The 14,728-nt window shown below is 47.2% G+C and carries 15 protein-coding genes and 1 other annotated feature; all 15 genes read right to left on the bottom strand.

Annotated elements, in window-relative coordinates:
• Positions 1-113: hypothetical protein (locus GX019_09935; protein ID HHT37479.1), on the bottom strand; the 113-nt coding region annotated here is incomplete at its 3' end.
• 18 nt (positions 114-131) lie between these two features.
• Positions 132-2,204 (bottom strand): elongation factor G, encoded by a 2,073-nt coding sequence (fusA, locus tag GX019_09940; protein HHT37480.1) that lies wholly within the window; start codon positions 2,202-2,204, stop codon positions 132-134.
• 26 nt (positions 2,205-2,230) lie between these two features.
• Positions 2,231-2,701 (bottom strand): 30S ribosomal protein S7, encoded by a 471-nt coding sequence (gene rpsG, locus GX019_09945; GenBank protein ID HHT37481.1) that lies wholly within the window; start codon positions 2,699-2,701, stop codon positions 2,231-2,233.
• Positions 2,702-2,745: 44 nt separating this feature from the next.
• Positions 2,746-3,162, bottom strand: coding sequence for a 30S ribosomal protein S12 (gene rpsL, locus GX019_09950; GenBank protein HHT37482.1), 417 nt, complete (start codon positions 3,160-3,162; stop codon positions 2,746-2,748).
• Positions 3,163-3,188: 26 nt separating this feature from the next.
• Positions 3,189-3,434 (bottom strand): 50S ribosomal protein L7ae-like protein, encoded by a 246-nt coding sequence (locus tag GX019_09955; protein HHT37483.1) that lies wholly within the window; start codon positions 3,432-3,434, stop codon positions 3,189-3,191.
• Positions 3,435-3,554: 120 nt separating this feature from the next.
• Complete coding sequence (gene rpoC / locus GX019_09960) at positions 3,555-7,103, bottom strand: DNA-directed RNA polymerase subunit beta' (GenBank protein HHT37484.1); 3,549 nt, start codon at positions 7,101-7,103, stop codon at positions 3,555-3,557.
• Between the two features lie 39 nt (positions 7,104-7,142).
• Positions 7,143-10,715 (bottom strand): DNA-directed RNA polymerase subunit beta, encoded by a 3,573-nt coding sequence (gene rpoB / locus GX019_09965; protein HHT37485.1) that lies wholly within the window; start codon positions 10,713-10,715, stop codon positions 7,143-7,145.
• 407 nt (positions 10,716-11,122) lie between these two features.
• Complete coding sequence (gene rplL / locus GX019_09970) at positions 11,123-11,494, bottom strand: 50S ribosomal protein L7/L12 (protein ID HHT37486.1); 372 nt, start codon at positions 11,492-11,494, stop codon at positions 11,123-11,125.
• Between the two features lie 46 nt (positions 11,495-11,540).
• Positions 11,541-12,143 (bottom strand): 50S ribosomal protein L10, encoded by a 603-nt coding sequence (locus GX019_09975; GenBank protein HHT37487.1) that lies wholly within the window; start codon positions 12,141-12,143, stop codon positions 11,541-11,543.
• Positions 12,088-12,253, bottom strand: a sequence feature (ribosomal protein L10 leader region). (Overlaps the previous gene by 56 nt.)
• A gap of 38 nt (positions 12,254-12,291) precedes the next feature.
• Positions 12,292-12,996 carry a 50S ribosomal protein L1 gene (gene rplA, locus GX019_09980; GenBank protein ID HHT37488.1) on the bottom strand — a complete coding sequence of 235 codons (705 nt, stop codon included), beginning with the start codon at positions 12,994-12,996 and terminating at the stop codon, positions 12,292-12,294.
• Positions 12,997-13,052: 56 nt separating this feature from the next.
• Complete coding sequence (gene rplK / locus GX019_09985) at positions 13,053-13,478, bottom strand: 50S ribosomal protein L11 (protein HHT37489.1); 426 nt, start codon at positions 13,476-13,478, stop codon at positions 13,053-13,055.
• 68 nt (positions 13,479-13,546) lie between these two features.
• Positions 13,547-14,089, bottom strand: coding sequence for a transcription termination/antitermination protein NusG (gene nusG, locus GX019_09990; GenBank protein ID HHT37490.1), 543 nt, complete (start codon positions 14,087-14,089; stop codon positions 13,547-13,549).
• A gap of 25 nt (positions 14,090-14,114) precedes the next feature.
• On the bottom strand, positions 14,115-14,342 hold the full coding sequence (gene secE, locus GX019_09995; protein ID HHT37491.1) for a preprotein translocase subunit SecE: 228 nt from the start codon (positions 14,340-14,342) through the stop codon (positions 14,115-14,117).
• Positions 14,343-14,370: 28 nt separating this feature from the next.
• Complete coding sequence (rpmG, locus tag GX019_10000) at positions 14,371-14,520, bottom strand: 50S ribosomal protein L33 (GenBank protein ID HHT37492.1); 150 nt, start codon at positions 14,518-14,520, stop codon at positions 14,371-14,373.
• Between the two features lie 80 nt (positions 14,521-14,600).
• The coding region (gene tuf, locus GX019_10005) for an elongation factor Tu (GenBank protein HHT37493.1) at positions 14,601-14,728 on the bottom strand (128 nt) is incomplete at its 5' end.

Raw genomic sequence — 14,728 nt, forward strand, 5'->3', positions numbered from 1 at the left:
CTGGCAAGATACATAGTAATTGCCGCTGTGGTAGTAGTTTTACCGTGGTCAACGTGACCGATGGTTCCCACGTTAACGTGAGGTTTGGTTCTTTCAAACTTTTGCTTAGCCATTGTTCTCCTCCTTAATCTTTAAAGGTTTCTATGCATTAACTCTTCACCAATACTGGCTGGTACTGGTTCGTAATGTGAGAAATTCATGCTGTAAGTAGCTCTACCTTGGGTAGCGCTTCGCAAATCTGTTGCATATCCGAACATCTCGGACAGCGGCACAAAGGAACTCACCACTTGGGCATTGCCCCGCGCTTCCATTTTCTCAATCCGCCCACGGCGTGAATTGAGATCTCCCATTACATCACCAAGGTATTCTTCAGGTGTAGTAACTTCAACTTTCATGATTGGTTCCAGCAGAACAGGGTTAGCTTTACGCGCACCTTCTTTGAAACCAATTGAACCTGCCACCTTGAATGCCATTTCCGACGAGTCCACTTCGTGATATGAACCGTCAGTAATTGTTACTCGAACGTCTACCACTGGATAGCCGGCGAGTACACCACCAAGCATAGCTTCTTTCACACCACTCTCAACGGCAGGAATATATTCTCTCGGTACGACTCCACCAACAATCTTGTTGACAAACTCGAAACCTGCTCCCTGCTCCAGAGGCTCAATTTCCAGAACCACATGTCCGTACTGACCGCGTCCACCGCTTTGGCGGACAAACTTGCCTTCGGTAGTAACTGCTTTGGTGATTGTTTCCCGATAAGCAACCTGCGGTTTACCTATGTTGGCTTCAACTTTGAACTCCCGCAGCAGTCGGTCAACAATAACTTCCAAGTGCAGTTCTCCCATACCGGAGATAATGGTTTGACCGGTTTCTTCATCAGTATGAACGCGGAAGGTCGGGTCTTCTTCTGCTAATTTCTGTAGTGCTGTGCCCAGTTTATCCTGGTCTGTTTTGGTCTTCGGTTCGACTGCTTGATTGATAACCGGTTCAGGAAATTCTAACTGCTCAAGGATGATCGGAGCATCTTCAGCACATAAAGTATCTCCTGTGGCTGTATCTCTTAAGCCTACAATCGCTACGATGTCACCTGAATAGCACTCTTTTACTTCTTCACGGTGATTGGCATGCATCCGCAGGATGCGTCCGACACGCTCTTTCTTACCTTTTGAAGCATTATAAACATAGCTGCCTGCTTGTAAAATTCCCGAGTAAATCCGTACATAAACCAGTTTACCTACATACGGGTCACTCATAACCTTGAAAGCGAGGGCTGATAACGGACTGCTGTCATCGAGATTGCGGCTGGCTTCTGCCCCCGAACCAACTTCAGTACCTGCAATCGGAGGTAAATCCATAGGTGACGGCAGATAATCCACAATCGCATCGAGCAGCAGCTGGACACCTTTGTTCTTAAACGATGAACCGCATAATACAGGTGTGATTTTTACATCAATTACTCCGCGGCGAATAGCTTTCTTCAGTTCATCAACTGTAATCTCTTCACCTTCGAGGTACTTCATCATTATATCTTCGTCAATGTCAGCAACTGCTTCTAGCATTCGCTCCCTGGCTTCTGCAATAACATCAACCAACTCTTCGGGAATATCTGCTTCCTCATCTTTAGTTCCTAAATCGTCAGTAAAAATATGTGCTTTCATGGTTATCAGGTCGACCATTCCACGGAATGAATCTTCTACACCAATAGGCCACTGAATCGGAACAGCATTAGCTCCTAATCTGTCCTTCATCATATCAATTGCTCTTTGGAAATCGGCACCTACACGATCCATCTTGTTGACATATGCAATCCGCGGAACATTGTATTTGTCTGCCTGACGCCATACAGTCTCTGATTGAGGTTCAACTCCACCTACAGAACAGAATACCGCAACCGCGCCGTCAAGAACTCTCAAAGAACGTTCTACTTCTACAGTGAAGTCCACATGCCCGGGCGTATCGATTACGTTAATACAATGATCGCGCCAAAAAGCGGTTGTCGCGGCGGAAGTAATTGTGATTCCGCGCTCCCGCTCCTGCACCATCCAGTCCATGGTCGCAGCTCCATCGTGTACTTCACCAATCTTGTGAACCTTCCCGGTGTAAAAGAGGATTCTTTCAGTGGTAGTAGTTTTCCCTGCGTCAATGTGTGCCATGATCCCAATGTTGCGTGTTCTTTCTATACTAAACTCTCTTCCCACTTAATTCTCCCCCTAGCCGAGTCTAGTTACCACCGGTAATGGGCAAAGGCTTTGTTTGCTTCTGCCATCCGATGCGTATCTTCTTTCTTTTTAACTGATGCACCTTGATTGTTGGCTGCATCTAAAAATTCTCCAGCCAACCGCTCAACCATGGTGTGCTCACCACGATCACGTGCATATGATACTATCCAACGTATAGCCAACGCAACCCGGCGTTCAGAACGAACCTCAACCGGCACCTGGTAAGTGGCACCACCGACTCTGCGTGGCTTTACTTCTAATACAGGCATAACATTTTCCATTGCCTGATCCAAAACTTCTAAAGCATCCCTTCCGGTTTTTTCAGCCATCATTTCTAACGCTCCATACATGATGGACTCTGCGAGACCGCGTTTGCCATCAATCATCAGTGCGTTGATGAATTTGCTAACCAATTTGCTGTTATAAACCGGATCTGCCAAAACATCTCTCTTTGGAGCAGCTCCTTTTCTAGGCATCTGCGCTTTTCACCCCTTTACTCTGGTGATTACCTAACTTAAACTTACGCTTTCGGACGTTTAGCGCCGTATTTTGAGCGACTTTGACGTCTATCATCAACACCCGCAGCATCTAATGTACCGCGAACAATATGATAGCGCACACCCGGCAAGTCTTTTACCCTGCCGCCGCGGATCAAGACAACACTGTGCTCCTGCAGATTGTGACCTTCACCCGGAATATAGCAGGTTACTTCCAAACCATTTGTCAATCTCACACGAGCAATTTTACGCAGCGCGGAGTTCGGTTTTTTTGGAGCGGTTGTTCCTACTCTTGTGCAAACGCCTCGTTTTTGAGGTGAATTAACACCATACTCAATAGTGCCTCTGAGTGAGTTTTGTGTATAACGTAAAGCTGGTGCGATGCTCTTGGTCTTCTGTTTCTTGCGGCCTTTTCTAATCAGCTGGTTTATTGTTGGCAAATTTATAACCTCCCTTCCCTGAATACTTACTTCTTAAGAACACATGCTACTGCAGCACCAACATCGATACCACAGGCGCGGCCTAATGCGGCCATTGTATCGATGTACACAATTTCTATCCCCAATGTCCTGCAGCGCTGTACTACAGGATTTGTAACATTGGCTTCCGCATCTTCAGCAATATACACAACCTCGGCTCTGCCAGTCTCTAATGCTTTCAATGTTTGCTTGGTTCCGACAAGCCTGTCGGACTGCATGAGCTTAGCAGGCATTACCGTCTCCCCTTTTCCTCCTCGCCCTTACTGAAACATCCCGCAGGATCGAAATCCTGCGGGTTAACACACTTTGATATTTTACCATCTGTTGTTTTCCTTGTCAATACAAGATCGCGATTAATTCGAGCTTAATTCTGCAGTTTGAGCAGCTGCCTGATCAGCTTCTTGTTCAACCTCAGGTTGACTGCTTCCATTGGGATCAGTTCCATCCGGATCGGTATCCTCTGAACCATCAACCTGAATCTCAATATTGCTGTAGCGGGACATGCCGGTTCCTGCAGGAATCAGCTTTCCGATAATCACGTTTTCTTTCAGGCCAAGGAGTCTGTCGGTCTTGCCTTTGATCGAAGCGTCTGTAAGGACGCGGGTTGTTTCTTGGAACGACGCTGCCGACAGGAAGCTTTCAGTAGCCAGCGATGCCTTAGTAATACCGAGCAGTGATGCTTTACCAGAAGCAGCCTCACCGTCTGCAGCAGCAGCTTTGGCATTCTCTTCAGCGAAATCAAATGCATCCACTAAGCTGCCGGGGAGCATGTTGGTATCACCGCTGTCTTCAATTTTGATTTTCCGCAGCATCTGGCGGACAATAACTTCAATATGTTTATCATTAATATATACAGCCTGTGAGCGATAAACTTCTTGAACTTCCTGTACCAAATACTGTTGAACTGCTGCCACACCTTTAACTGCCAGGATGTCATGGGGATTGACAGACCCTTCAGTCAGTCTGTCTCCGGCTTCAACCTTGGAGCCGTCTTTCACGCGCAGGCGGGTACCGTAGGGAATTGTGTAAGACTTGGATTCCTCATCGTTAGTAACCACAATCTTACGGCTGCCTTTGCTTTCAACGACTTCCACGGTGCCGTCAATTTCAGTGATGACTGCCTGGCCTTTAGGCTTGCGGGCCTCAAACAGCTCCTCAACCCTAGGCAGACCAGCAGTAATGTCATCTCCTGCAACCCCACCGGTGTGGAAAGTTCTCATGGTCAGCTGGGTGCCCGGTTCGCCAATGGACTGGGCTGCAATAATACCGACAGCTTCACCAACTTCAACCATGTCGTTGGTGGCTAAGCTGCGGCCGTAGCACTTAACACAAACGCCATAGCGGCTGCGGCAGCCGAGGACAGAACGGATTTTCACTTTCTCGATACCTGCCGCTTCGATGGCTGCGGCCTGGCGATCCGAAATCATCTCATTTTTAACCGCCAGCTGCTCTCCGGTTTCAGGATGGAAGACATCCTCTGCGGCAACTCGACCAGCAATTCTCTCACTTAAGGATTCAATAATATCTTCCATTTCACCGGAGATTTCCTTAATTGCTCCGATGGAAATGCTTTCCTCTGTGCCGCAGTCGTGCTCACGCACAATTACATCTTGGCTCACATCTACCAGACGGCGGGTCAGATAACCCGAGTCTGCAGTTCGGAGAGCTGTATCTGCCAGACCTTTTCTGGTTCCGTGGCTGGAGATAAAGTATTCCAGAACGGTCAAGCCTTCCCTAAAGTTAGCTTTAATCGGAATCTCAATGGTTTTTCCGGTTGGATCCGCAACCAGTCCCCGCATTCCTGCCAACTGACTGATCTGCGATGTATTACCGCGGGCACCGGAAATAGCCATCATGTAAACCGGATTGAACTTGCTGAAATTCTCCAGCATCTTCTCGGTAACTTCTTCCTTAGTTCTGGTCCAAATATCACAGATTCTTTGGTAGCGCTCCTCGGCTGTCAATAAGCCGCGGCGGTGCTGGATCTCAATTGTATCTACTTCCTGCTCAGCCTGCGCTACTAAGTCGTGTTTAGCTTCCGGTACCACAATGTCTGCTACTGAAACAGTAGTTCCGGAGCGAGTGCTGTAGTGGAATCCGAGGTCCTTGATTTTATCCAGAATCTCAGCGCACTCCTCTAAACCAACCGTATTATATAATTCCTCAACCAGTTTGCCCATTTTGGACTTATCTAATTCTACATTGTAATATTCCATATCCTCAGGCAGAACCGAGTTGAAAATCATCCTGCCCAGTGTTGTGGTGATCCGCTCATCTTTGTACCGCACAGTGATGCGGGCGTGCAGATCAATGCTCTTATTGTAGTAAGCCAGATAAGCTTCTTCAAATGAACCGAAGTAGCGGCCTTCGCCTAGAGCACCTTCTCGTTCCAAGGTTAAGTAGTAAATGCCAATAACCATATCCTGAGTCGGAGTCACGATCGGGCGTCCGCTTGACGGCACCAGGATGTTATTAGTAGACATCATCAAGAGTCTGGCTTCTGCCTGAGCTTCTGCCGACAGCGGCACGTGGACTGCCATTTGGTCACCGTCAAAGTCAGCGTTATAGGCTGTACATACCAGCGGGTGAATTTGAATGGCTCTACCTTCAACCAAGACCGGCTCAAACGCCTGGATTCCCAATCTGTGGAGGGTCGGTGCCCGGTTGAGAAGTACGGGGTGTTCCTTAATAACATCTTCAACTACGTCCCACACTTCAGGTCTGGCCCGCTCAACCATCCGCTTGGCGCTTTTGATATTGTGTGCCAAACCCCGCTCTACCAGTTCTTTCATTACAAATGGCTTAAACAGTTCCAGAGCCATTTCCTTCGGCAGACCGCACTGATGCATCTTGAGGGTCGGACCAATGACAATTACGGAGCGGCCGGAGTAGTCAACTCTCTTGCCAAGCAGGTTCTGGCGGAATCGGCCTTGTTTGCCTTTCAGCATATCGCTTAAGGATTTCAAGGCGCGATTGCCGGGACCGGTAACCGGTCTGCCGCGGCGGCCGTTATCGATTAGGGCATCAACTGCTTCCTGCAGCATCCGCTTTTCATTGCGGACAATGATATCCGGAGCGCCTAATTCCAGCAGGCGCTTTAAGCGGTTATTACGGTTGATCACCCTTCTATATAAGTCATTTAAATCGGAAGTAGCGAACCGGCCTCCGTCAAGCTGCACCATCGGGCGCAGCTCAGGTGGAATTACCGGAATCACATCTAGAATCATCCACTCCGGACGGTTTCCGGAATTGCGGAATGCCTCCACAACTTCCAGACGCCGAACTGCTCTGACCCGGCGCTGTCCAGTTGAATCACGAATCTCAGCTCGCAGCTCATCGCTCAGCTTCTCCAGATCGATGTCTTCAAGCAGGCGTTTGACTGCTTCAGCACCCATTCCCGCTGTAAAGCGATTGCCGTACTTTTCCCGGTACTCCCGGTACTCAGTATCGCTGAGCAGCTGTTTCTTCGCTAAGGGTGTCTCGCCAGGATCAAGGACAACATATGAAGCGAAGTATAAAACCCTTTCCAAAGTCCGGGGAGACATGTCTAAAATCAAACCCATGCGGCTGGGAATTCCTTTAAAGAACCAGATATGAGACACGGGAGCCGCTAGTTCAATGTGGCCCATTCTCTCTCTGCGGACTTTAGCGCGAGTAACTTCAACGCCGCAGCGGTCACAAACAATGCCTTTATATCTGACGCGTTTATATTTACCGCAGTGACATTCCCAATCCCGTGTAGGGCCAAAAATCTTTTCACAAAACAGGCCTTCCCGCTCTGGTTTTAAGGTGCGGTAGTTGATTGTTTCCGGTTTCTTTACCTCACCGCTTGACCAGGCGCGGATTTTTTCAGGCGATGCTAAGCCAATGCGAATTCGATCAAAATTGTTGACATCCAGCAAGGGCTGTCCCTCCTTTTTGTCCTGCAACCACCTTACACACTATAAGTCAGTATCATCGTCATCAAAACCATCAAGGTCATCAAGATCCAAGTCTGTGTCCAGATCTAAATCACCATCAAGATCATCTAAATCCACATCGCTGTCCGGATCTAAATCATCCTCATCAAGGGGGCTCACATCCAGCTGCTCTTCATCAGCGTCTTGATCTTCATCATCGCTGTCATCGGCTGCTGCCGTTTTTCTTGAACGCGGCGCTGGTTCTTCAGCAAGAACTCCTAACCCGAGCTCTTTCGCCATTTCGCTGATGTCTTCTTCCTCTTCCTTGATTTCGATTTCTTCCTCTTCTTCGCTGAGCACCCTCACGTCAAGACCTAAGCTCTGCAGCTCTTTGATTAAGACCTTGAAGGATTCAGGCACACCCGGTTCCGGGATGTTTTCGCCTTTGACGATGGATTCATAGGTTTTCACCCTGCCGACGACGTCGTCTGATTTAACTGTCAGCATTTCCTGCAGTGTATAAGCTGCTCCATAAGCCTCCAGAGCCCATACTTCCATTTCACCGAAGCGCTGACCGCCGAACTGGGCTTTACCGCCAAGCGGCTGCTGAGTTACTAAGGAGTAAGGTCCGGTGGAACGAGCGTGAATCTTATCGTCAACCAAGTGGGCCAGCTTAATCATGTAAATTACACCCACAGTAACAGGGTTGTCGAATGGTTCTCCGGTACGGCCATCATAAAGGATGGTCTTACCGTTCCTAGCCATGCCCGCTTTCTCCATGGTATCCATAACTTCTATTTCAGTAGCACCGTCGAAAACAGGTGTTGCTACATGAATACCAAGATACTTCGCGGCTAAACCTAAGTGAGTCTCTAAAACCTGACCAATATTCATCCGCGATGGTACACCAAGTGGATTGAGGACAATCTGCACCGGTGTTCCATCCGGTAAGAATGGCATATCTTCGCGGGGCAGAATGCGGGAAATTACACCCTTGTTCCCGTGGCGTCCCGCCATCTTGTCCCCGATTGAAATCTTCCGTTTTTGAGCGACATAAACCCTTACCAGGCGATTGACACCGGGAGCGAGCTCGTCGCCATTCTCCCGGGAAAACACTTTGACATCGACCACAACTCCACCTTCACCATGGGGAACGCGCAGCGATGTGTCCCGTACTTCCCGGGCTTTTTCACCAAAAATAGCCCGCAGCAGGCGCTCTTCCGCTGTCAGCTCGGTCTCACCTTTTGGTGTCACCTTACCAACCAGAATATCGCCAGCTTTGACCTCAGCACCAATCCGGATAATTCCCCATTCATCTAAATCTTTAAGGCTGTCTTCACCGACATTGGGGATATCGCGAGTGATCTCTTCCGGACCAAGTTTGGTATCCCGGGCCTGAGCTTCATACTCTTCGATGTGAATCGAAGTAAACACGTCTTCTTTCACTAACTCTTCGCTTAAGAGAATTGCGTCTTCAAAATTATATCCTTCCCAGGGCATAAATGCTACCATTACGTTTTTGCCCAGGGCTAATTCACCTTGGTCAGTAGACGGTCCATCGGCCAAGACCTGCCCGACCTCGATCCTTTCGCCTAACTGTACAATTGGCTTTTGATTGATGCAGGTTCCCTGGTTAGAACGCTCAAACTTGTGCAGCTTGTAGCTGTCAAGTCCGCCGTCATCGCGGCGTATGCTGATCCGCTCTGAGGAAACATACTCAACCACTCCGGAACTCTTACTGAGTATGCAGGCTCCGGAGTCAATCGCTGCCTTGTACTCCATTCCGGTTCCCACTAAAGGAGCGGAGGAACGAAGCAGCGGAACTGCCTGACGCTGCATGTTGGCACCCATGAGGGCTCGAGCTGCGTCATCATTCTCTAAGAAAGGAATTAAAGCAGTAGCAATACTGACAATTTGTTTCGGTGAAACGTCCACAAAGTCTACGTTCTCTGCGGGAACAATCTTAATCTCTTCCCGATCGCGGACTGTAACCCGGTCATTTAAGAAACTGCCTTCATCATCAGTAGGCTCATTGGCTTGAGCAATGATGTAGTTATCTTCTTCGTCGGCAGTTAAATAAACAATCTCATCTAAAACCCTGCCGTCTTCAACCCGGCGGTAGGGAGTTTCAATAAAGCCGTAGTCATTGATGCGGGCATAAGTACACAGCGATCCGATCAAGCCGATGTTTGGACCTTCAGGAGTCTCAATCGGACACATTCTGCCGTAGTGGGAATGGTGTACGTCCCTTACCTCAAAGCCGGCACGCTCACGGGACAAGCCGCCCGGTCCAAGTGCACTTAATCTTCTTTTATGAGTCAACTCTGCCAGCGGGTTAGTCTGATCCATAAACTGGGACAGCTGACTGGAACCAAAGAATTCTTTGATTGCAGCCACAACCGGTCGAATATTAATCAAAGCTTGGGGAGTAATAATGTCCACGTCTTGAATGGTCATCCGCTCCCGTACCACCCGTTCCATCCGGCTGAGACCAATTCTAAATTGGTTCTGGAGAAGCTCACCGACTGATTTGAGACGGCGATTGCCTAAGTGGTCGATATCGTCGGTGATACCAATCCCGTAAGGCAAGTTAATCAGATAATTAATCACCGCGAGAATGTCATCTTTGACAATAGTTTTGGCATCCTCATCCGGCTGTCCGTTGCTGAGTATTTTCAGTTCGTCGCCTTCTTTGGTCTTGATGAGAACACCGGGAATACCAGCTTCATGAATTGCTTCTGCTGCTTTGCGGTCAATTCTCTGGTCAGCTTCAACAAGGATCTCCCCGGTTTCGGGATGAACGACGTGTTCGGCTGATATGCGGTTGATCAACCGCTCAGTCAATCTCAACTTTTTGTTGATTTTATAGCGTCCCACCCCGCCTAAATCATAGCGCCTCGGCTCATAGAATAGAGTCTCGAACAGACTGCGGGCACTCTCCTCTGTCGGCGGTTCACCCGGACGCAGTCGCTTATAAATCTCAATCAAAGCCTCTGCTTCTGACTCGGTGTTATCCCGTTCCAGCGTTGCCTTAATAGCTTCGGCTCCGTAGTAAAGGTCGAGAATCTTATGGTTTGTTGCCACACCTAAAGCCCTGATCAGCACGGTAACCGGAATTTTGCGGGTCCGATCTACACGCACCGTAACCACATTGTTGGCATCCATCTCAAACTCCAGCCAAGCACCGCGGTTGGGAATAATATTAGCAGTATATAAGGGCTTACCTGATGTATCCACTGTAAAATTAAAGTAAGTACCCGGCGAACGCACTAACTGGCTTACTACTACCCGTTCTGCGCCATTGATAATAAAAGTTCCGTTTTCGGTCATTAAAGGGAAGTCTCCCATGAAAACTTCCTGTTCCTTTACTTCCCCGGTTTCTTTATTAATTAAGCGTACTCTAACTTTTAATGGTGCAGCATAGGTAACATCCCGCTCTTTGCTTTCATCAACATCCCATTTCGGTTCACCTAAAGTATAATCGATAAACTCAAGTACTAAGTTTCCAGTAAAATCCTGGATCGGTGATATGTCTTGAAACATTTCGAGCAGGCCTTCGTTGAGAAACCAATCAAATGATTTCCTTTGAATTTCGATCAAATTAGGCATTTCCATGACTTCTTTGATCTTACCAAAGCTAACACGCTGCCTCTTGCCCTGATGAACGGCTACTGCCAATGGCCTTCACCTCTCCTTTTGGTTTGCTGCTATGCATGATGAAAAGCAAGGGTAAAACCCTCGCTTGCCTATCCAGTTAAGATACTAATATAGTGTTTAGTATTCATCTGAGATTTATTCATTTTTTTCCTCCAAAAAATTCGCTTTAAAAGCAGGAATATGGTGGAAGTATGTTGTATTAAATATATAGATAGGAATAATAGCCCCATTATACGATTAACACTAAGTTATGATACCATGATGCTTGTCGCTTGTCAAGCAGAATATGGCATGCTTGGATTTAATTTAATTAAAAAACGTCTTCTTAATCTGTGTTAAGAAGACGTTTTTATCTTTTTTCGCCCTTACTTCAGGTTTACGCTTGCGCCAGCTTCTTCAAGTTTAGCCTTGATATCTTCAGCTTCTTCTTTGCTGACGCCCTCTTTAACAGCTTTCGGAGCGCTGTCAACTAATTCTTTAGCTTCTTTCAGACCTAAGCCAGTAATTTCGCGAACTACTTTAATAACGCCAATTTTCTTCTGGCCTGCGGATTCAAGAATAACGTCAAACTCAGTTTGTTCTTCAGCAGCTTCAGCAGCGCCGCCAGCTGCCGGCATAGCCATTGCCACAGGAGCAGCAGCGGACACGCCAAATTTTTCTTCCATTTCTTTTACTAATTCAGCTAACTCCAAAACTGTCATGTTCTCTATCGCTTGTAAGATTTCTTCTCTGGTCATTTATGTTTTCCCCCTTAAAATATTAAAAGATTAAAATTAGATTCTATTATGCACCGGCTTCCTCTTTCTGCTTACGCACAGCGTCCAATGCATAAACAAAATTGCGGATTGTACCCTGCAGTACGTTGACGAAGCCAGCAATAGGTGCCTGCATACCGCGCAGTACTTGTGCGAGCAGCTCTTCTCTGGACGGCAGATCGGCAAGCGCTTTAACGTCTTCGACATTCATAACTTGGCCATCTAAAACACCGCCCTTAAGCTCAAGATCCTTGTTGGCTTTAGCAAACTCACTTAAGATTTTTGCCGGAGCCACTGGATCATCATAACCAAAAGCAATTGCTGTTGGTCCGGTCAGCAGAGAAGCTAAGCCATCTAAGCCGCACTCTCTGGCAGCGATAATTGTCAAAGTATTTTTGACAACCTTGTACTCAATACCTGCTTCTCTCAGCTGTTTTCTCAACTCAGTAGCTTGAGCTACATTGAGGCCGCGATAGTCAGCAAGAACAACACTTTGTGCTCTACTCAGTTTATCTTTAATTTCTGCAACTGCTGCAACTTTATCTGGTCTTGCCACCTTTTCACCTCCCACGGAATTATGCAACAAAAAAGGACCTCCAAAGACAGTCGGAGATCCAGAACAGGCAAACATAACAGGCATATAGTAACACCTGATTAACCCGCTTCTTAACCTCGGTTGGCAAGACAACGCTTCTTAAGCCCTTCGGCACCAACTGTCTTTGGTTAAAGCTCTTAGCTTGTATATATTAACATCTCAATGTCCAATAGTCAACAATAATTTATCTCACGTTAGCGAGAATATCTTGAGGGTTAACCCGGACACCCGGACCCATTGTTGAAGAGACAGAAACTTTTCTCAGGTAAGTTCCTTTAGCTGCTGCTGGTTTTGACTTGACAATCGCACCGAGCAGAGCGTAGAAATTGTCTCTCAACTGAGCTACTTCAAAGGAAGCTTTTCCAATCGGCACATGCATGCCGGCCTCTCTGTTGACTCTAAATTCAACTTTACCTGCCTTTGATTCTTCTACGGCAGTAGCAACTTCAAAAGTAACAGTGCCGGTCTTTGGATTTGGCATTAACCCACGTGGACCTAAAATCCGACCCAGTCTACCTACAACACCCATCATATCAGGAGTTGCAATTGCCACATCGAAATCGAGCCAGCCGCCTTGAATCTTTTCAGCTAACTCCTCTGCTCCTACGTAATCAGCACCGGCGTCTTCTGCCTCTTTGGCTTTCTCGCCTTTAGCAAACACCAGAACTCGGACATCGCTGCCGGTACCGTGGGGCAGTACTACAGTACCCCTAACCTGCTGATCGGCATGACGCGGATCAACACCGAGCTTCAGAGCGACTTCAACGGTTTCATTGAACTTAGCAGTTGCAGCTTTCTTTACCAGTTCCAATGCCTCATCAACTGAATAAAGATTGCTTCTGTCTACTAACTTGGCTGCCTCTTGGTAGCGTTTACCTCGCTTAGCCATATACTTATCCTCCTTTGTGGTACAAGCGGATTATTCCTCCCACAATATTGCTGTAATTAATCTTCTACAATTATTCCCATGCTGCGCGCTGTACCCTCAATCATCCGCGTAGCGGCATCAAGGTCTGCAGCGTTCAAATCAGCCATCTTCAGCTCAGCAATTTCCCGAACCTTAGCTCTTTTAATGGTGCCGACCTTTTCACGGTTTGGTTCACCGGAAGCTTTTTCCAGGTTCATTGCTTTTTTCAGCAAGACAGCTGCTGGTGGAGTCTTGGTAATGAATGTAAAGGACCGATCTTCATAGACAGTAATCACAACAGGAATAATCATGCCTGCCTGCTGCGCAGTCCTTTCATTGAATGCCTTACAAAACTCCATAATTGCAATACCATGCTGACCAAGTGCTGGACCTACGGGAGGAGCTGGAGTAGCTTTACCTGCAGGGACTTGTAGTTTGACAATTGCACTGATCTTCTTAGCCATGGCGCATGCACCCCCTTATTTAATGTGGTAATGGCGGACACAAGGTCCTCCCACTGAAAAACAATTCCCTAAAGTTTGGTGATCTGATCGAAGTCTAGCTCGACAGGAGTTTCACGCCCAAACATTGAGACTCTAACGGTAACCTTTCCTTTATCCAAGTTTACATCTTCTACTTCGCCAGAGAAATTGACAAACGGACCGGAAACGACTTTAACCGACTCGCCTACTTCAAACCTAGCCCGCGGACGGGGATCGTCTAAGCCCATGCTCCGCAGAATTGAGTTAACTTCATCCTGGGTTAAGGGTACCGGTTTAACTCCGGAACCGACAAACCCGGTTACTCCGGGAGTATTCCGCACCACATACCAGGAGTCATCGGTAACAACCATTTCCACTAAGACATAACCAGGGAAAATCTTCTTTTGAGTCACTTTCTTTTTACCGTCTTTATAGTCGACAACTTCTTCCATGGGCACCACAATTCGGAAGATCTTATCTTCCATGCCCATTGACTCAATGCGCTTTTCCAGGTTAGTCTTCACCTTATTCTCATAGCCTGAATAGGTATGAATCACATACCACTGTTTATCCGCTGTCAAATTCTCACTCATAATTGAAGGGACCTAAGAAGGCCCTTCACCCCCCTATCCGGCTTAATAAACTCAGTAAATTGGATATCAGAAAGTCTACTGCTCCGATAAAAACAGCCACGATTAATACAACCAAGAGTACGATTCCGGTATTATTGATTACTTCTTTACGGTTTGGCCATGCTACCTTGCGCAACTCCGATCTAACTTCACGGAAATATTTGGTTATCCGAAGCCAAAAACTTGGCTTGGCTTTTCCTGTTACAGCTGACAAAGTGCGTCACATCCTTTATATAGCCCAATTACCGGGTTTCTCTGTGAATCGTATGAGTCTTACAGGTCTTACAGTATTTCTTTAACTCAATGCGATCTGGGTCGTTTCTTCTGTTCTTATTGCTCCGATAGTTTCTGTTTCTGCATTGAGTGCACTCAAGGGTTATGCCAACTCGCACAGCCGCCACCTCCAAATTCTCAAAATACCTTTAGAATTTATCATATTTTAGCTAGGCTGTCAATAATATCTTGTTTCCTGCTACTTCAAAATCTTGGTAACAACTCCAGCGCCTACGGTGCGGCCGCCTTCGCGGATAGCAAAGCGCAGACCTTCCTCCATCGCAATCGGAGTGATCAGTTCGCAGCTGAGTCTAGTGTTGTCACCAG

The sequence above is a fragment of the Bacillota bacterium genome (genome assembly GCA_012837335.1).
Taxonomy (GTDB): Bacteria; Bacillota; Limnochordia; order Darwinibacteriales; family DTU012; genus DTU012.